The organism is Streptomyces tyrfis, assembly GCF_037034285.1.
In the GTDB taxonomy this organism is placed as follows: Bacteria; Actinomycetota; Actinomycetes; order Streptomycetales; family Streptomycetaceae; genus Streptomyces.
This window is the reverse complement of the sequence record NZ_JBAGJZ010000025.1, coordinates 60591-81805: the sequence shown is the minus strand read 5'-3', so window position 1 is coordinate 81805 and position 21215 is coordinate 60591. Positions and strand designations below refer to the sequence as shown.

19 protein-coding genes are annotated in these 21215 nt (G+C 72.8%); 5 read left to right on the top strand and 14 right to left on the bottom strand.

Annotated features, from left to right (window positions below):
* Positions 1-48 precede the first annotated feature (48 nt).
* The 5 genes from WA762_RS20325 to WA762_RS20305 form a co-directional block, all read right to left on the bottom strand.
* A complete protein-coding gene (locus WA762_RS20325; protein WP_335937335.1) occupies positions 49-591 on the bottom strand; it encodes a hypothetical protein in 543 nt (180 codons plus the stop codon).
* Positions 588-2024, bottom strand: a complete 1437-nt coding sequence (locus tag WA762_RS20320; RefSeq protein WP_335937334.1) for a HAMP domain-containing sensor histidine kinase — start codon at positions 2022-2024, stop codon at positions 588-590. The genes WA762_RS20325 and WA762_RS20320 overlap by 4 nt, the downstream gene beginning before the upstream one ends.
* Entirely contained in the window at positions 2021-2704 is a 684-nt protein-coding gene (locus tag WA762_RS20315; protein ID WP_335937333.1) for a response regulator transcription factor, read from the bottom strand. The genes WA762_RS20320 and WA762_RS20315 overlap by 4 nt, the downstream gene beginning before the upstream one ends.
* Positions 2705-2860: 156 nt before the next feature.
* On the bottom strand, positions 2861-4543 hold the full coding sequence (gene murJ / locus WA762_RS20310; protein ID WP_335937332.1) for a murein biosynthesis integral membrane protein MurJ: 1683 nt from the start codon (positions 4541-4543) through the stop codon (positions 2861-2863).
* Positions 4540-5706: a lipid II:glycine glycyltransferase FemX gene (locus tag WA762_RS20305; RefSeq protein ID WP_335937331.1), complete on the bottom strand. Its 1167-nt coding sequence runs from the start codon at positions 5704-5706 to the stop codon at positions 4540-4542. The genes murJ and WA762_RS20305 overlap by 4 nt, the downstream gene beginning before the upstream one ends.
* A gap of 225 nt (positions 5707-5931) precedes the next feature.
* Between WA762_RS20305 and WA762_RS20300 the strand changes: the two genes are divergently transcribed.
* Positions 5932-7152 carry a L,D-transpeptidase gene (locus tag WA762_RS20300; RefSeq protein WP_335937330.1) on the top strand — a complete coding sequence of 407 codons (1221 nt, stop codon included), beginning with the start codon at positions 5932-5934 and terminating at the stop codon, positions 7150-7152.
* 238 nt (positions 7153-7390) lie between these two features.
* Here WA762_RS20300 and WA762_RS20295 read toward each other — a convergent pair whose 3' ends face one another.
* From WA762_RS20295 to WA762_RS20275, 5 genes are all read right to left on the bottom strand, one after another.
* Positions 7391-8263 (bottom strand): amino acid ABC transporter permease, encoded by an 873-nt coding sequence (locus WA762_RS20295; protein WP_335937329.1) that lies wholly within the window; start codon positions 8261-8263, stop codon positions 7391-7393.
* On the bottom strand, positions 8260-8904 hold the full coding sequence (locus WA762_RS20290) for an amino acid ABC transporter permease (protein WP_335937328.1): 645 nt from the start codon (positions 8902-8904) through the stop codon (positions 8260-8262). Before WA762_RS20290 ends, WA762_RS20295 begins: the two co-directional genes overlap by 4 nt.
* Before the next feature lie 16 nt (positions 8905-8920).
* Complete coding sequence (locus tag WA762_RS20285) at positions 8921-9835, bottom strand: glutamate ABC transporter substrate-binding protein (RefSeq protein ID WP_443080638.1); 915 nt, start codon at positions 9833-9835, stop codon at positions 8921-8923.
* Between the two features lie 13 nt (positions 9836-9848).
* On the bottom strand, positions 9849-10592 hold the full coding sequence (locus WA762_RS20280; protein ID WP_335937374.1) for an amino acid ABC transporter ATP-binding protein: 744 nt from the start codon (positions 10590-10592) through the stop codon (positions 9849-9851).
* Positions 10593-10839: 247 nt separating this feature from the next.
* Positions 10840-11280, bottom strand: coding sequence for a DUF6278 family protein (locus WA762_RS20275; RefSeq protein WP_335937327.1), 441 nt, complete (start codon positions 11278-11280; stop codon positions 10840-10842).
* A gap of 646 nt (positions 11281-11926) precedes the next feature.
* Between WA762_RS20275 and WA762_RS20270 the strand changes: the two genes are divergently transcribed.
* On the top strand, positions 11927-13105 hold the full coding sequence (locus tag WA762_RS20270; protein ID WP_335937326.1) for a Cmx/CmrA family chloramphenicol efflux MFS transporter: 1179 nt from the start codon (positions 11927-11929) through the stop codon (positions 13103-13105).
* Between the two features lie 182 nt (positions 13106-13287).
* On the opposite strand, the gene WA762_RS20265 is transcribed toward WA762_RS20270, so the two are convergent.
* The 4 genes from WA762_RS20265 to WA762_RS20250 form a co-directional block, all read right to left on the bottom strand.
* Positions 13288-14067 (bottom strand): exodeoxyribonuclease III, encoded by a 780-nt coding sequence (locus WA762_RS20265; protein WP_335937325.1) that lies wholly within the window; start codon positions 14065-14067, stop codon positions 13288-13290.
* 123 nt (positions 14068-14190) lie between these two features.
* The gene (locus WA762_RS20260; RefSeq protein WP_335937324.1) at positions 14191-14847 is read right to left on the bottom strand and encodes an MBL fold metallo-hydrolase; all 657 of its coding nucleotides are present in this window, start codon (positions 14845-14847) and stop codon (positions 14191-14193) included.
* A 13-nt stretch (positions 14848-14860) separates the two neighbouring features.
* Positions 14861-16135: a bifunctional 3-oxoadipate enol-lactonase/4-carboxymuconolactone decarboxylase PcaDC gene (gene pcaDC / locus WA762_RS20255; RefSeq protein WP_335937323.1), complete on the bottom strand. Its 1275-nt coding sequence runs from the start codon at positions 16133-16135 to the stop codon at positions 14861-14863.
* Between the two features lie 84 nt (positions 16136-16219).
* Positions 16220-17140 (bottom strand): LysR family transcriptional regulator, encoded by a 921-nt coding sequence (locus tag WA762_RS20250; RefSeq protein WP_335937322.1) that lies wholly within the window; start codon positions 17138-17140, stop codon positions 16220-16222.
* 180 nt (positions 17141-17320) lie between these two features.
* Here WA762_RS20250 and WA762_RS20245 point away from each other — a divergent pair, with 180 nt between their 5' ends.
* From WA762_RS20245 to WA762_RS20235, 3 genes are read left to right on the top strand one after another with little or no spacing between them, the layout of a single operon-like run.
* Entirely contained in the window at positions 17321-18118 is a 798-nt protein-coding gene (locus WA762_RS20245; protein ID WP_335937321.1) for an enoyl-CoA hydratase/isomerase family protein, read from the top strand.
* A gap of 49 nt (positions 18119-18167) precedes the next feature.
* Complete coding sequence (locus tag WA762_RS20240) at positions 18168-19805, top strand: acyl-CoA synthetase (RefSeq protein ID WP_335937320.1); 1638 nt, start codon at positions 18168-18170, stop codon at positions 19803-19805.
* Entirely contained in the window at positions 19802-21160 is a 1359-nt protein-coding gene (locus WA762_RS20235; protein ID WP_335937319.1) for an MFS transporter, read from the top strand. Before WA762_RS20240 ends, WA762_RS20235 begins: the two co-directional genes overlap by 4 nt.
* Positions 21161-21215: the final 55 nt, after the last annotated feature.

Here is a 21215-nt window from a genome sequence, read left to right as displayed (position 1 = left end):
AGGCCGGGGGGTCGGCGCGCCCGGACCCGCGCACGCGCGGCGGGGCGGTCACAGCGCGCAGCGGTCCGGCCCGATGGAGCCGTCGGGGCCGCTCACCCGCACCCGCGCCGCGCGCCCCGTGGTGAGCGCCTGCGCGACCGTGCAGAACAGCTGTTGCCGGGCGGTCTCGGACAGGGATGCGACCGGTGTGTTCAGCCGGACCAGCACCTCGTCCGACCCCATGTCAAGGCTCGACACGACGTCCGTGCGCGGGAGTTCGGTGCGCAGGCCGGCGGCCGTCTCGGCGGGGTCGGGCCCGCTGAAGAGCATGGCGATCACCTTGTCGGAGCCGCGCCACACCCGCACCCCGCCCGTGGTGTCGGGCGTGTTCTGGACCATCACGTCGGTCGGCCGCACGACGGGCATCAGCCGCCGCTCGGGCTCCGGGGACACGAAGTAGAGCACGGTGCCCCGTTCGCGTCCCGGGGCCACCTCCACGGTCGCCGGATCGCCGACCTCGACGACGTCGGTCGCCTGGATTCCGCACCCGCCCGTCGCCGCCAGCACCCCAACGAGGGGCAGCAGGACGGCCGCTGCCCGTACCCGCCTCACGCCCCCTCCAGCGGCAGTTCCACGGTGAAGACGGCGCCGCCCCCGGGCCCGTTGGCGGCGCGCACGCCGCCGCCGTGCAGCCGTGCGTTCTCCCGGGTGATCGCCAGGCCGAGCCCGCTGCCCGCCGACCGGGTGCGGGCCGCGTCCGCCTTGTAGAACCGGTCGAAGATGTGCGGCAGCACCGCGGGGTCGATGCCCGGCCCGTCGTCCGCGACCTCGGTCACCAGCCACTCCGCCCCGTCCCGCCGCTCGGTCCGCAGCCGTACCGTGACGGGCGGCGAGCCGTGCCGCAGGGCGTTGCCGACGAGGTTGGCGACGATCAGGTCGAAGCGACGCGGGTCCAGCATCGCCCGTACGCCGTCCGGGAGTTCGGCATGGACCCGGTCCTGCCAGTGCCGGTTCTGCAGGGTCTTGCGGATGGTCTCGGCGACGTCCACCTCGTCGAGGTGGAGATCGGCGGCCTTCGCGTCGAACCGGGAGATCTCCATCAGGTCCTCGACGAGGACGGCGAGCTTCCCGGTCTCCACGCTGATCAGCCGGACGGCCGCCGCCGTGTCGGCGTTCAGCTGGGCGGCGTCCTCGTCGAGCACCTCGGTGACCGCGAGCATCCCGGCCAGCGGGGTGCGTAGTTCGTGGGAGACGTCGGACGCGAAGCGCCTGGCCCGCGTCTCCGCCCGCTGGAGCTCCGCCACCGATTCCTGGAGTTTGGTCGACGACTCGTTGAACGTCCGGGCCAGCTCGGCCAGTTCGTCCGTGCCCTTGACCTCGATACGAGTGTCGAGCTCTCCGCGTCCGATGCCGGCCGCCGCGCGTTCCAGGTCGCGTACCGGGCGCAGCACGCTGCGGGCCGCGAGCAGCGCGGGCACCAGGGCGATCGCCAGACCGGGCAGGGCGCCGTCGCGGGCCGCGGTGACCATGGCGTCGATGTTGGCCTCCTCGGCGGAGAGGGGCATCACGGCGTAGAGGACGATCCCGGTGTGCTGCCGTCCGTCGCCCCGGTCGAAGACCGCGGGCATGCCCACGGTCAGCCACGGTTCGCCGTTCCTCACGACGCGCTGGAACGAGCCGTGCGCGCTGCCGCGGGCGGCCTCGCGCAGGTCCGGTGTGATCACGTCGGAGGTGGGCCGGTCCGTCGAGGAGACCCGGATGTCGCCGTATTCGGCGAAGACCCGCCAGGTGTGCGGCTTGCCCTCCCGGGCCAGGGTCTGGCAGGCCCGGCGCAGGTGGTCTCTCTCCACGGGCAGGGTCATGGCCAGGGCGTTGATCCGGTCGCGGAACTGGCCGACGGCCGTGTCCTGGGCCTGCTGGAGGACGGCGGAGCGGGCCTCGCGGTAGGTGAGGGCCGCGGTGGTGGCGGCGCTGATCGCGGCGACCAGCAGAAAGGCCGCGACGAGGCGGGTGCGCAGCCCGGACCGGGCGGCGAGCAGCCTCATCCGAGCGGCCCGAAGCGGTAGCCGAAGCCGCGGACGGTCTGGATGTAGCGCGGGCCGCCGGCCGCGTCCTCGATCTTCTGTCGCAGCCGTCGTACACAGGCGTCGACCAGGCGGGCGTCCCCGTGGTAGCTGTGCTCCCAGACGTATTCGAGGAGCTGCTGCCGGCTGAAGACCTGCTCGGGCGAGGCGGACAGGTGCAGGAGCAGCTTCAGTTCGGAGGGGGCGAGCAGGATCCGCTGCCCGGCCTTGGCGACGGTGAGCCCGGCGCGGTCGATGGCGAGGTCGCCGTGGAACTCGACGCCGTCGCGGCCCGCCGGTTCGGAGAGCCTGCGCAGCACGGCGCGGATCCTCGCCTCGATCACCTCGGTGCGCGCGGGCTTGACGATGTAGTCGTCGGCCCCGGCCTCCAGGCCGACGACCACGTCGAAGTCGTCGCCGCGTGCCGTGAGCATGATGATGGGCAGCTGGCTGGTCTCGCGTATCCGGTGGCAGACCTGGACCCCGTTCATGCCGGGCAGCATCAGGTCCAGGAGCACCAGATCGGGCCGGAACTCCGCCAGCGCGGCCAGCCCCTCCTCGCCGGTGTCGACGCCCCGCAGTTCGTGGCCGCGCCGTCGCAGGCCCAGCACGACCCCTTCCCGTACGGAGGGGTCGTCTTCGATCAGGAGCACACGGGGCATGGCAGCAGTATCCCAGCGATCAAGGAGTGGATTCGAACCGGTGAGCGGGCCGGGCGGGCCGGGGCGGCCGTGCGCCGCCCTCGTGGAGAAGAGCCGTCCGCGCCCTCGCGACGCCGTGCGCGCCGCCGCCCGGCCCGGGAGCGTCCGGCGGGGGCCTCAGGTCCGGCGCAGCCGGCCCCGGACCGCCGTGATCGCGGCGTCGACCTCCCGCAGCCGGAGCGGGCGGGCCAGCAGCGCGACCGTGAGCAGGAGCACGGCGGTCCCCGCCCCGACCGCGGCGAAGTCCCCGAGCCGGGCGCAGGCCCGGGCGGCCAGATGCCCCAGCAGCCCGGCGGGCACCGCCGCCGCCACCAGCCGGGCCTGCGCCCGCAGTGCGGGCGAGCGCCGCAGCGGGGTCCGGTCGGCGCGGTGGCCGGAGAGCCTGCGGTGCAGTGCGTACGCGGTGACGCCGAAGCCGGCGAACAGCGCCACCGAGTACGCCCCGGCCATGCCGGTCACGGCCCAGCGGACCGGCAGCAGCAGATACGCGGCGACGGACAGCCCCGCGTTGAGCGCCGCGATCACCAGGTTGAGGAGGAAGGGGGTGCGGGTGTCGCCCGTCGCGTAGAACGCGCGGGAGAGCACGTACTGCCCGGAGTAGGCGATCAGCCCGGGCGCGAACGCCGCCGTCATGCCCGCCATGACCGCGATGTCGGCGTCGCCGGTGCGCCCGTACCCGTACACGGCGCCCATCACCCACGGCGCCAGCGCGAACAGCACGGCCGCAGCGGGGACCACCATCGCGGCCGAGGTGCGCAGCGCGTACGAGACATCGCGGCGCACGCCCGCCGGGTCGCCGTCGGCCGCCGCCCGGCTCATGCGCGGCATCAGGGCGGTGACCAGCGAGACCGTTACGATGCCGTGCGGCACGACCCACAGCTGGTAGGCGTAGCTGTACGCGGTGTAGCCGGGGCCGCCCGGCACGTGCTGCTCGGCGGCGAGCCGGCCGGCGGTGGTGGAGAGCCGGGTGATCACCCAGTAGGCGAGCTGGTTGGTCAGCACCAGCATGACGAGCCAGCCGGCCGCGCGCAGCGGCCGGGTGAGGCCGCTGCCCCGCCAGTCGAACCGCGGCCGCCAGCGGAAGCCCGCGGCCCGCAGCGAGGGCAGCAGGGCGAGCGTCTGGGCGACGATCCCGGCGGTCGTGCCCCAGCCGAGCCAGCGCGTCTGCGCCGCGGTCAGCGTGCCGTCGGAGCCGGCCGCGACGGCCAGGTAGATCCCGAACACCGCGATGATCACGATGTTGTTCAGGACCGGCGCCCACATCATGGCGCCGAACCGGTCGCGGGCGTTGAGGACTTGGCCCAGCAGGGTGAAGAGCCCGTAGAAGAGGATCTGCGGCAGGCAATAGCGGGTGAGGGCGATGGTCAGCTCGGCCTGGCCGCCGTGGTAGCCGGGGGCGTAGACCGAGACGATCCAGGGCGCCCCGAGGACGGCGAGCGCGGTGAGCGCGAGCAGTCCGGCCGCGCAGACGGTGAGCAGCCGGTCGGTGTACGCGGCTCCGCCGTCGGCGTGGTCCCTGGCGGCCCGCACCAGTTCGGGCACGAACACGGCGTTGAGCGCGCCGCCGATGAGCAGCATGTAGAGGATGTTGGGCACGGTGTTGGCGACGGTGTACCCGTCGGCCTGGAGCCCGGTGCCGAGCGCGGCGACGACGACGGCGGAGCGGACGAAGCCGGTGGCGCGGGACACCAGGGAGCCGGACGCCATCAGGGCGCCGCTGCGCAGCACCGAGCCGGAGCCCGAGCCGGAGCCGCGCTCCGCGGTCTTCGCGGGGGCAGTGGGGGTCGTGGCGGCGGTCATCGGCGCGCCATGTAGGTCTGGAACGCCCGGTACAGCGCGTTGTTGGCGGCTCCGCCCACCGATGTCTCCCACTCTCCCAGGGTCTCGACCACCTGTCCGCCGGTGCCGAGTTTCCAGCGCAGCAGCCCGAAGGGCCGGTCGCCGGGGTCGAGGGTGGAGGGTACCCCGCGCATGTCGTGCACGTCGGCCCCGAGGGCGTGGGCGTCGAGCATCATCTTCCACTGGAGCGCGTTGCTGGGGCGGACCTCGCGGCGGTGGTCGGCGGAGGCGCCGGTCTGGTACCAGACCCGGCGGCCGGTGTTGATCATGGTGTGGGCGGCGAGGATCTCGCCCCGGTGGACGGCGAGGTAGAGCCTCATCCGGCCCGGCTGCTCGGCGTTGAGCACGGCGTACTGCCGCTGGTAGTAGGCGAGGGACCGGCCGAGCCTAAAGCCGTCGCGTTCCTCGGTGATCCTCAACAGCCGGTGGAATTCTGGGAGTTCGGAGGCCCCGCCGACGACGACGCGGACGCCCTCCTTCTGCGCCCGGCGGACGTTGCGGCGCCATTCCTGGTTGAGCCCGGACCACAGGTCGTCGGGGGTGCGCCCGGCGAGCGGGACCTGGAAGACGTAGCGGGGCTGCGCGTCGGCGTCGTCGCCCGAGTCGCCGCCGCAGCGGCGCCAGCCCCGGGCCCGGAGCCGTTCGGCGACGGCCGTGCCGAGCGGGTCGACCTCGGCGGCGAGCACGTCGCCGATCCTCCGGCCCGGCCCGGCGCCCGTCTTGAGGCGGGCGGCGTCCCAGCGGCGGTACGCGGGCGAGGGGCCGATGCGTACGGCGAAGGCGCCGGCCTTGCGCAGACGCGTCATGAGCGGCGCCAGCCAGCGGTCGATGCCGGGGTCGGCCCAGTCGGCCACCGGCCCTTCGGGCAGATAGGCGAAGTACTTGCGGGTGCCCGGGAGTTGGCGGTAGAGCACCAGCGCGGCGCCGGCCGTCGCACCGGAGTCGTCGTGCCAGCCGAGCGTCTCGGCGGCCCACTGCTCCTTCACGCCCGCCCACGACGGGTACTGAAGGAAGCTCGCGTCCGCGCGGGTGGCCGCGAAGGCCCGGTGCTCGTCGGCGGTCAGAGTGCGTATCCGCAGCTCCTGGCGGTGGCTGCGATCCTCGGTCGCGAGCGTCGCTGACATGTTCCGTGGCCCTCCTGTTCCCGCCCCGCCGGGCTTCCGGCGGGGCCGCACAGGATGCTCACAGCGGTCCGTGACCGTGCCGAGCGGCGTATGTGACCGGACGATGACCGTTGCGCTGCGACCGATGTCACACAGCCTTTTTCTCGTTTTTCGACCGTTTTGCGGAACCTATCGTCGGATGCGCACCTCTTCCCTCGTCGAGAAGCACAGCCCTGGAGGTACCCCTTGTTCTCCGCACACCGGCGCACCCGCCGCACCACCCCGCTCGTCCGCCCGGCCCGGCGCACACTGATCGCCGGCACCGTGGCCCTGGGCGTCTCCCTCACCGCCTGCGCCGGCGCCTCCGCGACCGACTCGGACGCGGGGAAGGCACCGGGGAAGAAGGCGTCCGCGCACGTCACCCGCATCTCGGTGAACCTCCGGGGCACCGGGGCCGCTCCCGGGCAGCCGGTGAAGGTGACCCTCGACACCGGGAAGCTGAAGGCGGTGACGGTGCGGCCCGCCGAGGGCGCCGCGCTCACCGGCCGGATATCCGCCGACGGCCGCACCTGGACGTCCGACCGGCCGGCCTCCCCCGGCACCGCGTACCGCGTCGAGGCGAAGGACACCGACGGCGGCAGCGCCGCGGCCCGGTTCACCACCGCCGCGGCGGACAAGGTCAACAAGCTGACCCTGGCCCCCGGCAACAACACCACGGTCGGCATCGCCCAGCCGCTGTCGATCGTCTTCGACCACCCGGTGAAGAACCGGGCCGCGGTCGAGGAGGCGTTGAAGGTCACCACCTCGAACCACACCGAGGGCTCCTGGGGCTGGCTGCGGGACTACTCCGGCCGGGACCGCGTCGACTGGCGGCCCAAGGAGTACTGGAAGTCCGGCACGAAGGTCACCCTGGACGCCGCTCTCAACGGCATCGACTCCGGCCCGTCGGGCGGCTGGTTCGTCCGCGACTACCGCAGCACGTTCACCGTCGGCGCGCACCAGGTGGTCAAGGTCGACCTCGACCGCCACCGGCTGGCGCTCAAGCGGGACGGGAAGACCGTGCTGGACGTGCCCATGTCGGCGGGCACCCCGGGCGGCATCAAGGCGTCGTGGCGGGGCACGGCCGTGCTGATGTCCAAGGAGGGCACGATCAACATGCGCTCGGAGACGGTCGGCCTGGGCGACGCCTACGACAAGATGGTCGACTCGTCGATGCGGCTGACCTGGTCGGGCATGTACGCCCACGCGGCGCCGTGGAACGCCGCCTACTTCGGGGTGGCCAACCGCAGCTCCGGCTGCGTCGGCATGAGCGACGCGAACGCCGCGGAGCTGTACCGGCAGGTGCGGGTCGGCGACCCCTTCGAGATCAGCGGCGCCGACGCCAAGGGCACGGTCGCGGAGGGCAACGGCTACGGCGAGTGGAACGTGTCCTGGGCCGACTGGCGGACCCGGAGCGCGCTCCGGTGAGCCGGGTTTCCCGCCGCACGCCACGGCGCGGCCCGGCCGGTCACCGGCGCCGCTCCGTCCGGTGACCGGCGCGGCCCGGCCCGCCGTACGCCGAGCACCGCCCGGCCGGCTCGCAGCTGACCTTCTCCTCGCTCCCGCCGGGCCCGACGAGCGGGTCCGGCGCGGGCGCGAGAAGTGATCACCGGCTGCTGGGCCGGACGGGCACCGCTCGTCGGGACCGTGTGGCGGCGGTCCCCGGCTACTGCGCTCCCGGCAGCAGCGTTCCCGGTTCGGCCGGTGCCACCTTCACGGCCTTCGTCTTCGGGCTGCGCCGTTCCTGCCTGGCCACCCAGGTCGCGAACCAGGAGAGCAGCATGCACATCCCGATGTAGATCGGCGAGATCACCATCACCACGGGGATGAAGGGGAGATCGTAGTCGAGGTTGGACGCGATGAGCTTGCCCGCGTGCAGGAACTCCTCGTAGGTGATCAGAAAACCGAGCGAGGTGTCCTTCAGCGCCACCACCAGCTGGCTGATGATGGCCGGCAGCATGGCGCGCACCGCCTGCGGCGCCAGCACGAAGGCGGTGACCTGGGTCTTGCGCATCCCCAGGGCGTACGCGGCCTCCCGCTGGCCCCGGTCCACCGAGTCGACCCCGGCCCGGAACACCTCGGCGAGCACCGAGCCGTTGTACAGCGTCAGCCCGGTGACCAGCGCGACCAGCGGCTGCGCCTTCAGCGCCACGAACACGAAGAAGATCATCACCAGTACGGGCATGGCCCGGAAGAACTCGACGAGGAGCGTCGAGACCCAGCGCACGGCCCGGTGGTCGGAGAGCCTGCCGACGGCGAGCACCGCCCCGAGCACCAGGGAGAGCGCCGCGGCGATGGCGAACGCCTTGAGGGTGTTGCCCAGTCCGCGCAGCAGGAGTTCCTGGATGCCCCGGTACGCGAACGGCGTCCACTTGGCGCCCGCGAACTGCCCGGTGTCGACGAGCACGAGGACGGCCCAGGCGATCAGGGCGAGGACCAGGGCCGTCGTGAGCGCCCCGTAGAGGCGGTGGCGTCTGATCGCGGCGGGGCCCGGGACGTCGTGGAGGGCGGGGGCGGCCGGTGCGGTGCGGACGGTCATCGGGCGACTCCCCAGCGCTTCTCCATCGTGTGGAAGAGCGCACTGATGGACAGGGTGATGATCAGGTAGCCCACGGCGATCCAGACGAAGCTCCAGACGATGTCGTATCCCAGCTCGTTGAGGGCCTTGTAGGTGCCGAGGAGCTCGGTGACGCTGAACGCGCCGGCGATCGCGGAGTTCTTGGCGAGGGCGATCAGGGTCGAGCCGATCGGCGGGATCACCGAGCGGAACGCCTGCGGCAGCACGATGTGGTTCAGCGTCTGGCCGAAGGTCATGCCGAGGCTGCGGGCCGCCTCGCCCTGCCCCCTCGGCACGGTGTTGATGCCGGAGCGCAGCACCTCGCAGATGAACGCGGAGGTGTAGCAGCCGAGCGCCAGGACGGCGAAGCCCTTGAAGGGCAGCACCAGTCCGAAGCGGGGCAGCCCCAGCAGCACGGCGAAGAAGAGCAGGGTCAGCGGGGTGTTGCGCAGCACGGTCACCCACACCGTGCCCACCGTCCGCAGCGACCGGACCGGCGCCACGCGGCAGGAGGCCATGACCAGCCCCAGCACCAGGGCCAGGAGGGAGGAGTAGACGGTCAGTTCGAGGGTGCCGAGGAAGCCCTCGCCGTAGAGCGAGAAGTTGTGCGTGAGTACGTCCATGCCGGTTCCCGTCCTCTCAGCGCGCCGGATAGCGGTCGATGGGCGGCGGGGTCGGCGCGGGCGCTCCGGACAGGCCGAGCGTGGCCTCGAACGCCTTCTTCCAGTCGCCGTTCCGCTGACGGGCCTCCAGGGCGTCGTTCAGCGCGGACCGCAGCGCGGTGTCGTGGCGCGGGACGCCGATGCCGTACGGCTCCTTCGAGAAGGGCTTGCCGACCACCTTGAGCTCCTTCGGCGCTTTGGCCGCGAAGCCGAGCAGGATCGCGTCGTCGGTGGTGACGGCGTCGACCTGATAGGTCAGCAGGTTGTCGACGCAGATCGAGTACGTGTCATAGGCGACCAGGACCGCCTTCGGGAAGTCGGCGGCGATGCGCCGGTACGGGGTGGAGCCCGCGGCCGAGCACACGGTCCGGCCGTCCAGGTCCTGCGGTCCGTGGATGTCGTGCTCGTCGGTGCGGACCAGCAGCGACTGACCGGCCATGAAGTAGGGACCGGCGAAGCCGACGAGGCGTTTGCGCAGGTCGTTGATGGTGTAGGTGCCGACGTAGTAGTCGATCTGACCGTTCTGCAGCGCGGTCTCGCGGTTGGCGGAGGCGATGGTGCGGAAGCGGATGGTCCGCGGTTCGAAGCCGAGCGAGGCGGCCAGCATCCGGGCGATCTCGATGTCGAAGCCGGAGTAGACGCCGGTGGCCGGGTCCTTCTCGCCGAGATACGGCTGGTCCTCCTTGGCCCCGACCCGGAGGTAGCCGCGCTTCCTCGCCGCGGTCCAGGTCGGCGACTGGGGCAGCCGGAAGGCGGCGTCGACCCGGTACACGGGCAGCTGGTCGGGCCTCGGCCCCTTCACCGGCGGACTGCCCGGCCTGCCGCACCCGGCGGCGAGCACGGCCAGCAGCAGCAGCGCGGCGCAGCCGGCCCGGAGTCTTCTCGTACGCAACAGGGAGCCCCCGTCAGTGCTTGAGGATCTTGGACAGGAAGTCCTTGGCGCGGTCGCTCTCCGGGGCGGTGAAGAACGCCTCGGGAGTGCGGTCCTCGACGATCCGGCCGTCGGCCATGAAGACGACGCGGTTGGCGGCGGAACGGGCGAAGCCCATCTCGTGCGTGACGACGACCATGGTCATCCCGTCCCGGGCGAGCTGTCGCATGACGTCGAGCACCTCGTTGATCATCTCCGGGTCCAGCGCCGAGGTGGGTTCGTCGAAGAGCAGGGCCTTGGGGTCCATGGCGAGCGCCCGGGCGATGGCCACCCGCTGCTGCTGGCCGCCGGAGAGCTGGGCGGGATACTTGTCGGCGTGCGCGGCGAGCCCGACCCGTTCCAGGAGCTCCAGCGAGCGCCGGTCGGCCGCGTCCCTCTTCCGTCCGCGGACCTTGAGCTGGGCGAGCGAGACATTGGCCAGCACGGTCTTGTGCGCGAACAGGTTGAACGACTGGAAGACCATGCCGACTTCGGCCCGGAGCCGGGCCAGCGCCCTGCCCTCCTCGGGAAGGGGCCGACCGTCGATCAGGATGCGGCCCGACTCGATGGTCTCCAGCCGGTTGACGGTCCGGCAGAGCGTCGACTTGCCGGACCCGGACGGGCCGATGATCACCACCACCTCGCCGCGGCCGACGGCGAGGTCGATGTCCCGCAGGACGTGCAGCTGTCCGTAGTACTTGTTGACGTCCCGCAGTTCGATCAACGGATCGACGGCCATGCGCTGCCCCACCCACTCTTCGCGTTGTCGAGGTCAGCGCAAACTATCCACCGCGAAAAGGGACTTCACCGACGACACGCATAAAAGGGGCATAAGGATTCTTTTTCGGTTTTATGGAATCTCCAAGGGCTGTCCCGTAATCCCTGGCGGAGGCGCATCCGCATACTGGACGTATGCGGATGTTCCGACAACGCGGCGAGGTGCCGCAGCTGTCGTCGGGCGCCCGCCAGGGATTACGGGGCAGCCCTTAGCCCTCGGCCGACTCCGCGTACACCTGGGAGAGCTCCGGGCTGCCGGCGATCGCCCAGTCCAGCCCGGCCTCGACGACGTCGATCTCCCGGCCCGAGGCGAGCCGCACCACGGGACGCCCGCTGGGCCAGATGCTCCAGGCCGCGCCGGGCACATTGCGCACCAGGACCGTGCCGAGGTACAGGCCCGCGTCGTTGCCCAGCCAGGGCAGTTCCTCCGGATCGTCGCGCCAGCGCGGCGGCAGCTGGTCGAGAGCCGCCAACGAGGCCGGGCTGTCGTCGAGTTCGAGCCCCCGCCGCCCCGCCCGGACACGCAGCAGTTCGCATTCGGCGAGCAGCTCGGCCACGCCTTCGGGGTCGTCCGCCACGGCGGAGGCGAGCCCCTGCCCTCGCGTACCGTCATGACGCTTACGCCAGTTGTCCAGGAAAGGGATGTTCATACCACTCAGGGTCGCATCCCTCCCGGAATACGCACCACAGGGCGCGCGGGCCGTCGTCGACGTGCCGCGCCCGGCCCGGGGCCCGCACGCGCGCGGCGGCCGCCGACCGGGTCCGCCACCCGACCGGAACGGGGAACGAGGAACGAGGAACGGAGAACGGGGTGGCGGCGGGCGGACACCGGCTGATACCTTCGCCGCCATGTCCAGCCCCGAGGCGAACAGAGGCTAGCCACCGGTCCCCCGGTGGCTGACTCGCTGTCGCGCACGCCCTCCCCCTCCGGCCGATCCCGCCGACCCGCTCGACGCCTCCGGTCCGCCGATCGCGGCGGTCCCGTCGACCGTCGCGGCCCGTCCGTCGCCGCGGTCCCGTCGATCGCGCCGGTCGGACCGATCGGCATCTCCGGTCCGGGTGCGGGCGCGCCGCCGCCCGGCCGCCGTCGCGGGACCACCGCCGTGTGGGCCGCGCTTTCCCGTCCGCGTTCGTACGCGGATTCTCCGATCCCGGCGCCCGCCGCCCGGTCGGTTCCGTCCCGGAACACCCCGGACGTCTTCCGTGCCGCCGCCCGTCATCGCGTCATGACGGGCGGGCGCGGCCCACACCCCCTCTCCGCCCGGTCCATCCGTCAGCCGTTCATGGGGTTGTGTCATGCCATTCGCCGTCTACGCGCTCGGGCTCGCCGTCTTCGCCCAGGGCACGTCCGAGTTCATGCTGTCCGGTCTCGTCTCGGACATCGCCGTCGATCTTCAGGTGTCCATTCCCGCCGCAGGCCTGCTGACCTCGGCCTTCGCCGTGGGAATGGTCGTCGGGGCGCCGCTGATGGCGCTCTTCAGCCGTGCCTGGCCGCGCCGCCGCGCCCTGCTGTTCTTCCTCTGCGTCTTCGGCGCCGCCCATGTCGCCGGGGCGCTCACCCCCGGTTACGGGGTGCTGCTGGCCGCCCGGGTCGTCGGGGCGCTGGCGAACGCCGGTTTCTGGGCGGTGGCGCTGGCGACCGCGGTGTCGCTGGTCGGGCCCGAGGCCCGTGCCCGCGCCACGTCCGTGGTGGTCGGGGGCGTCACCGTCGCCTGCGTGGCGGGGGTGCCCGCCGGGGCGGCGCTGGGCGGGGCCTGGGGGTGGCGGTCGGCGTTCTGGGCCGTGGCCCTGATCACTGTCCCGGCCGCGGTCGTGATCGCCAGGACCGTACCGGGGACCCGGCCGGACGCCGTCCCGCCGCGCGCCGGGACCGAGCTGCGGGCCCTGTCCCGCCCCCGGCTGCTGGGGACCCTGCTGACCAGCGCCCTGGTGCAGGGGGCGACCTTCTGCGCGTTCTCCTACCTGGAACCGCTCGCCACCCGGGTGACCGGCCTGGGCCCGGGGTGGGTGCCGGTGCTGCTCGCGCTCTTCGGGCTGGGTTCGTTCGCCGGGGTCGCCGTCGCCGGCCGGGTCGTGGACGCGCGGCCGGTCGCCCTCACCTCGGCGGGGCTGGTCGCGCTCGCCGTCGGCTGGGCCGGTCTGGCGCTGCTCGCGGGGAACGCGGCCGCGACGGTCGGCCTCGTGCTCGTGCAGGGGATGTTCGCGTTCGGCACCGGGACGGCGCTGATCTCCTGGGTGTTCCGGCTGGGGGCGGAAGCGCCGACGCTGGCCGGATCGTTCGCCACGTCCGCGTTCAACGTGGGCGGCGCGCTCGGGCCGTGGCTGGGCGGACTGGCGATCGACGCCGGACTCGGCTTCCGGTCGCCGCTGTGGGTGAGCGCGCTGCTGATGGTCCTGGCGCTGGGCGCCGGCTGGGCCGTGCTCGGAACGCGCCCGGCCGACGGCCGGAGCCGGGAGGGGCTGCCCGCGCTCTGACCGGAGAGGGACGAGGCCCCGCCCGGCGCTGTCCGGGCGGGGCGGTCCCTGGTCGCAGCAAGCAGCCAGCAAGCGGGACAAGGACAGGAATCACCGTAGCGGCGACCACTGACAACGGCCGCCGGCCCGAACCGGACGGCCCCGGACGGCCGAGGGCCCGGGTCGTCAGAGGGCCCGGGTCGTCAGAGGTCGAGGTCCACGACGACCGGGGCGTGGTCGGACGCGCCCTTGCCCTTGCGCTCCTCGCGGTCCACATAGCTGTCGCGGACCGCCGCGGTGAAGGGCGCGTTGCCGTAGACCAGGTCGATCCGCATGCCCTTGTTCTTCGGGAAGCGCAGCTCGCGGTAGTCCCAGAAGGTGTACGGGCGGTCGTACTTCAGGGGCCGGGGCATGACGTCGGACAGGCCCTCCTGGCGCAGCGCGGCGAGGGCGGCGCGCTCGGCGGGGGTGACGTGCGTGGCGCCCTCGAAGAGGGCCGGGTCCCAGACGTCCTCGTCGGTCGGGGCCACGTTGAAGTCGCCCAGGACCGCGAACGGCTGCGAGCCCGCGGCGTCCGCGGCGACCGCCTTCTGCAGCGCCTCGAACCAGCGCAGCTTGTACGCGTAGTGCGCGTGCTCGACCTCCCGGCCGTTGGGCACGTACACCGACCAGACGCGGACCGGGCCGCAGGTCGCGGAGATGGCCCGCGGCTCCTGCACGCCGTCGTACTCGGGGCCGCCGGGCAGGCCCGTGACGACGTCGGACAGGCCCGTGCGGGAGACCAGCGCGACCCCGTTCCACCGGCCGGTGGCGTGGACGGCGGACTCGTAGCCCAGCTCGCGGAGCTGCTCGGCGGGGAACTGCTCGGCGGTGCACTTGGTCTCCTGGATGCACAGCACGTCCGTGCCGGTGCTCTCCAGCCAGGCCAGCAGCCTCGGGAGCCGGGCGGTGATCGAATTGACGTTCCAGGTGGCGATGCGCATGTACGTAAACCTAGCCGCTGGCGCCGACAGCCGGGGACCGACGAGGGGTGCGGGCCGGCGACGGCGGCGGACCGGCGGGGGGCGCGGGCCGGTCCGCGGCGTCGGCGGAGCCGGACCGCCGGGTCACAGGCCGGTGGAGTCCCCCGGGGCCAGCCGCCCGTGGTCGGCGCCGCCGAGGCTGCCGATCTGGTGGTCGTAGATCGGCCGGGCGAGGTCGGTGAGCAGGGCGTCGTGGATGTCGATCGCGCGGCGCGGCGCCACCTCGCGCACGTAGTCGATGACCTCGGAGATCTTGTTCCAGGGGGCCATCACCGGAAGCATCAGGGTGTCGACCGGGTGGTCGGGAACGGTGAGCGCGTCCCCCGGGTGGAAGACCGAACCGTCCACCAGGAAGCCGACGTTGGTGATCCTCGGGATGTCCGGGTGGATCACCGCGTGCAGCTCGCCGTGCACCTGTACGTCGAAGCCCGCGGCGGCGAAGGCGTCGCCGTGGCCGACCGTGTGGACGCGGCCGGGGAACGCCGCGGCGATCCGGTCGGCGACGCTGCGCAGGGTCCAGATCTCGGCGGCCGGGTCCGCCTCCAGCGCCGTGCGCAGCCGCCGCTCGTCGAAGTGGTCGGCGTGCTCGTGCGTCACCAGGATCGCGTCGGCGCCGACGGCGGCGTCCTCCTCGGAGAAGCCGCCCGGGTCGATGACCAGCGTCCGCCCGTCCTTCTCCAGCCGGACGCAGGAGTGCTTCTTCTTGGTCAGGGTGAGATGCGCGGGGTTCACAGCGTTCATGGGGCCCATCCTGCTACGGACGGGGGGTCGTTTCCTCCTGTATCACGGACTGCGCGATCGAGAACGCGGCGCTCGCGGCCGGCACCCCGCAGTACACGGCGGTCTGCATCAGCACCTCCTTGATCTCGTTCGGGCCGAGACCGTTGCGCAGGGCCGCCCGGACGTGCGCGGCGAGGCTCTCCAGGCGCCCGCCGGCGACCAGCGCGGTGAGGGTGACGCAGCTGCGGGTGCGGCGGTCCAGGCCCTCCCTGGCCCACACCTCGCCCCAGGCGTAGCGCGTGACGAGTTCCTGGAAGTCGCCGGTGAAGTCGTCGGCGGTCTCCAGGGCCCGGTCCACATGGGCGTCGCCGAGGACCTCGCGGCGCAGCTTCAGCCCGGGTGCGTACGGGTCGGCGCGCCCGTCGGCTGCGGGCTCGGGCCGTTCGGCGGCGGTGATCTCCGCGACGGGCAGCACGGGGGCGGAGAGCCTCGGGGCGTCGGCGGGCAGCGGGATGGCGGCGAGGGTGTCCTGCCAGGCGCTGGAGAAGTGGGTGAGCAGCAGATCGGTGACGGCGGCGGGCTGCTCGACCGGGGCCAGGTGGGAGGCGCCGGGCACGAGGGCGAGCCGGGCGTCCGGTATGCCCGCGACCAGGGTGCGGGCGTCGCCGGGCCCGGTGACCCGGTCCTCGGCGCCGACCAGGACGAGGGTCGGCGCGGTGACGCGGCCGAGTTCGCCCCGGACGTCGAAGGCGGCGAGGGCCTCGCAGGCGGCGATGTAGCAGCCGGGGTCGGTGGTGCGGACCATCTGCACGGCCCAGTCGACGATGGCCGGCTGGGCCGTGGCGAAGGCGGGGGTGAACCAACGCTCGGGCGTGGAGCGGGCCATCGGCTCCAGGCCGTTGGTACGGACGACCACACCGCGCTGGCGGAACTCGTCGGGGCTGCCGAACCGGGCCGCGGAGCCGACCAGGGCGAGCGAGGCGACCCGGTGCGGGTGGCGCAGCGCCAGGTCGGCGCCGATCGCGCCGCCGATGGAGCAGCCCGCGTAGCCGAAACGCCGGACGCCCAGTCCGTCGAGGGTGGCGAGCAGCCGGTCGGAGAGCTCTGCGACGGCGGAGGCCGGGCGGGCGGGGGCGCCGCCGTGGCCGGGCAGGTCGAAGCGGAGAACCCGCCAGCGCTGGGTGAGCTCCGGGATCTGCCGGTCCCACATGTGCCAGGTGGTGCCCAGCGAGGGGCCCAGGATCAGGACCGGAGCGGCTTCTGGCCCGTCGAAGCGGTATTGCAGGGTGTTCGGTGGTGTCTCGCTCACCCGTCAGACCCTCTCACGTGTCACGAGATCTCACACGGCCGGGGGAACCCCGCGGCCGGGCGGCCGGGCGGCCGTCGCGGTGCGTCACCCGCCCGGGGCCGCGTCCGCGATGTGGTGGCCGGCCTCGGCGAGGCTCTCCGAGACCGCTTCGGCGAACGAGGCGATCGCCTCGTTGTGCCGGCTCGGCACCCACACCACCGAGGTCAGCCACGCGAGCGTGTCCCTCTCCAGCGGCCGCCACACCAGCCCGTCGATGAGCGGTGTCGCCGGGGCCTCGTTGAGGTGGATGCCGCGCCCCGCGAGCACCAGCCCGTGCACGAAGTTGGGATTGCGCGCGTGTCGGATCGATCCGGGCAGGAATCCCTCGTCCCGGCAGACGGTCAGCATGTGGTCGTAGAGTCGCGGCGCCATCGCGCGCGGGAAGATGACCAGTGGGGCCCCGTCGAGGTCCCGCAGCCGGACCGCGCCGCCGCCCGCCGCCGCGGCGTGGTCCGCCCGCAGCACGACGCCCAGTTCACGCCGCGCCACAGGACCCGATTCCAGGCCCACCGTGTCCGACGGGTGCCGTACCACCCCGGCGTCCAGCTCCCCCTCGCGCAGCCGGGCCAGTTGTTCGTCGGTGGTGAGCTCGTGGAGGTCGATCAGCACATCGGGCACCCGGTCGGCGAAACCGGCGGTGAGGGTCCGCAGCACCGTCGGGCCGGTGTCGGGCGGCACGCCGACACGCAGCACGCCCGCCTCGCCGGGACGGATCCTGCGCATCGCCTCGCGCGCGGTGTCCACCCCCGCGAGCACCGGCCGCACATGCTCCAGGAGCAGCGCCCCGGCCTCGGTCATCTGGACGCGGTGCCGTGTCCGATCGAACAGCCGCACCCCGAGTTCGCGCTCCAGGTCGCGGATGCGCTGCGACAGCGGCGGCTGAGCCATGTGCAGACGTTCCGCCGCCCGGCCGAAATGCAGTTCCTCGGCAAGGACGGCGAAGTAGCGCAGGTGACGGAGCTCCATCAGCGGACCATATCGCTCCGATATCACCGCCAGTCCCGATTGGTGTTGGCCGGACCGCATCCCGCCCTGTTTGCATGACTGCTCACGGGAAGCCCTCCGCCGGACATCCACCCGCAACTCGGGCTAGGTCAGGGCCCCGTCGCCTTCTTCCCCCGCCCATCGTGTGAAAGGGACGCCCTCATGACCGAGAACAGCACCGTCGTCGTCACCCACCACCCGGTGAGGGACCCGGCCGCCGACGCCTACGTCGCCGAGGTCACCCTCAACCGTCCCGACAAGCTCAACGCCTGGACCGCGGGGATGCGGAGCCTGCTGGTCGCGGCGCTGGAAGCGCTGGGGGCGGACGAGCGCTGCCGCGCGGTCGTGCTCACCGGCGCCGGGCGCGCGTTCTGCGCCGGCCAGGACCTCGCCGAGACCGCGGCGATCGACCCCGACGACCACGCGGCCGCCGAGGCGTGGATCGACGACTTCGGCCGTCTCTTCCGCGCCGTACGCGGGCTGGACAAGCCGGTCGTCGCCGCCGTCAACGGCGTGGCGGCGGGCTCGGGCTTCCAGTTCGCCCTGCTCGCGGACTTCCGCATCGGCCACACCGATGTCCGGATGGGGCAGCCGGAGGTGCTGTCGGGCATCCCCAGCATCACTGGGATCTGGGCCATGCGGGGCATCCTCGGCCGGGCGAAGACCGCCGAGTTCGCGCTCGGCGGCCGCCTCGTCGACGGCGCCGAGGCCGAGCGGCTCGGTCTCCTCACCCGGCTCGTCGCACCGGACGAGGTCAAGGCGGAGGCGCTGGCCGAGGCGGCCCGGCTCGCCGCGCTCCCGCCCGGCGCGGTCGCCCTCACCAAGGGCCGGCTCCGCGAGCTGGACGACGCAGGCCTCGACGACGCGATCGAGGCGGCCAAGAAGGTGCACACCGCCGCGTACGCGACGGGCGAGCCCCAGCGCGAGATGGCCCGCTTCCTGGCCGGCCGCCGCCGCTGAGTCCGGCGCGCCCGCGTCCCCGCCCCCTCATCGGCAGGAGAGAAACCCCATGACCACCAGCGTCACGCCGTATTCCGGCGCGGCCTCCGACGGCGAGAGCGCCTACCGCCGTCTCGTCGAAGAACACCGGTGGACCGTTCCCGACCGGTACAACATGGCGGCCGACGTCGCCGACCGTCATCCCGGCGACCGGCTCGCGCTCGTCTTCGAGGACCACACCGGTCACCGCGAAGAGGTCGTCTGGCGGCAGGTCCAGGACCGCTCCCGGCAGATCGCCGCCCATCTGCACGCGCTCGGCGTACGCAAGGGCGACCGGGTCGCGGTGCTGCTCCCCCAGCGCCCCGACACCCCGGCGACGTACCTCGGCGTGCTGCGCACCGGCGCCGTCCTGGTGACGATGTCGCTGCTGTGGGCCGACGAGCCCATCCGCTACCGGCTGGCCGACTCCGGCGCCGCCGTTCTGGTCACCGAGACCTCCTCCGTCGGCCGCGCCGCCGGTTTCGGCGGCACGGTCGTGAACGTCGACGACCCGGCCATCAGCGCGCTGCCCCCGGTGTACGCCACGGCCGACACCGCCCCGGACGACCCGGCGCTGATCTTCTACACCTCGGGCACCACGGGCGCCGCCAAGGGCATCGTGCACGCCCACCGCACCCTGCTGGGGCACAACGAATTCCGTCACTGCCACGATCTGCGACCGGGCGACGTGTTCTACGGAGCCGGGGACTGGGCCTGGTCCATGGCCAAACTGCTGGGCCCCCTCCGTGCGGGCGCCGTACACCTCGTGTACCGGCCGGCCGGCGGCTTCGACCCCGACGGGCTGCTGGCCGCCATGTCCCGCAACAAGGTCACGACGGCCCTGGTCAACCCGACCTTCCTGCGTAAGATGATGCAGGATGTCCCGGACGCGGGCAGTCGTCACCCCCAGTCCCTGCGGGTGGTGTGTTCTTCGAACGAGCCGCTCACCCCTGATCTCATCGAGTGGTTCCGTGCCCAGTTCGGCGTCACCCTGCTGGACTACTACGGGTCCACCGAGTCCTACCCGCTGCTCGGCAACTTCCCCGGCGTACCGATCAAGCCCGGCTCGATGGGCCGTCCGCTTCCCGGCTGGGACGTGGCGCTGCTGGACGCCGACGGCCGCGAAGTGCCCGTCGGGCAGCCGGGCGAGATCTGCCTGCGTGCCCGGTCCAACCCCCAGTTCCCGCTGGGCTACTGGAACCGTCCCGAGGCGTCGGCCGAGGCGTTCGGCGGCGCCTGGTACCGCACCAAGGACCAGGCCGTCATGGACGAGGACGGGTACTTCTGGTTCCTCGGCCGGACGGACGACGTCATCAAGACGTCCGGTTACCGTGTGGGACCGTACGAGGTGGAGGCCGTGCTGCGCGGTCACCCCGCGGTCGCGGACGCCGGAGTCGTCGGCGTCCCGGACCCGGTGCGCGGTCAGGCCGTCAAGGCCTGGATCGAGCTCCGCCCCGGCTACGAACCGGGCGAGGCCCTGGCGAGGGACATCACCCGCTTCGCCCGCGCCGCGCACTCGCACTTCGCCTATCCGCGCCTGATCGAGTTCGTCGGAGAACTCCCCCGCTCGGCCACGGGAAAGATCCAGCGAGCCGCTCTTCGCGCCCGTGACCTCAGCCCTCGCGGCCCCGACGCCGTGACGCCGCCCCGGAAGGAAAGACGGACATGACGACCGACAGCGGTGCCTCCGTGGCCCCTCCCCTGCCCACGGCGTCCACGGTCCCCGAGGCCGCCGCCACCCCGGAGGTGCGCCGCAGGGTGGCCACCGCGACGGCCATCGGCAACTTCGTGGAGTGGTTCGACTCGGGCGCGTACGCCATCATGTCCGCGACCATCGCCGGGCTCTTCTTCCCCCAGTACGACAGGACGGCGGCCCTCCTCGCCACCTGGGCCGTCTTCGCCGGAGGCTTCATCGCCCGCCCCCTCGGCGCCGCGTTCTTCGGTCGCTACGGCGACCGCATCGGACGCAACCGCATGCTCGCGCTGAGCGTGCTGTGCATGAGCGGTTCGACCCTGCTCATCGGCCTGCTGCCCAGCTACGCGACGCTCGGCATCGCGGCCCCTGTCCTGCTCTTCCTGCTGAGGGCCCTGCAGGGCTTCTCCACGGGTGGCGAGTACACCGGGGCCTCGGCGTTCATCATGGAGTACGCCCCCGAGGGCCGCCGGGCGCGCTATGCCAGCGTGGTGCCGCTCACCGTCGGACTGGCGTCCGTGGCCGGTGCGTCGACCGGCCTGCTGATCACCTCGTCGCTCGACGAGGCGGCGCTGAACAGCTGGGGCTGGCGCGTTCCGTTCCTGCTCGCCGGGCCGCTCGGTCTCATCGGCCTGTACCTGCGCAGCCGCATCCAGGACACCCCGGTCTTCCGGGCCCTGGAGAAGGGCGACGTGGTGCAGGAGGCGCCGCTGCGCGAGGCGTGGCGGGTCTGCCGTCGGCAGGTGCTGACACTGTTCGGCTACAGCATCACCAACGCCGTCGGGTACTACCTGATGAGCAGCTACATGATCGCCTACATGTCCGAAGAGATCGGGTACGCCAAGTCGGAGGCCATGCTCACCAGCATGGTGGCGATGCTCGCGTACAGCCTGGCCTGCCCGCTGATGGCCGCGGCCAGCGACCGCTTCGGCCGCAAACCGATGCTGCTCACGGCATGCGGCGGCTTCGTCGTGGCCACCCTGCCCGCTTTCTGGCTCATCGGGAGGGGGCTGCCGGGGGCGATCGCGGGCACCGTGGTGCTCGCCGTGCTGGTCGCGGTGATCGGCACCTCCAATGTGCCCGCGATGGTCGAGATGTTCCCCGGGCAGCTGCGGGCGAGCGGTTCGGCCATCGGCTACACCGCCGCGTACGTTCTCTTCGGCGGCACCGCCCCCTTCGTCGCGACCGGTCTGGTCTCCCTGGGCGGAACTCCCCTGGCCCCCGGCTTCTACCTGATGGGGCTGGCGCTGGTGTCCGCCCTGGTGGTGCTCCTCTCCTTCCGGGAGACGCTGCGCCTGCCGCTGACGCGTACCACCGTGTACGAGGAGTAGCACCGTCCCGACGAGCGGCGGCGGCAGGCCCGCGAACTGGAGGCGGTGGACGGCA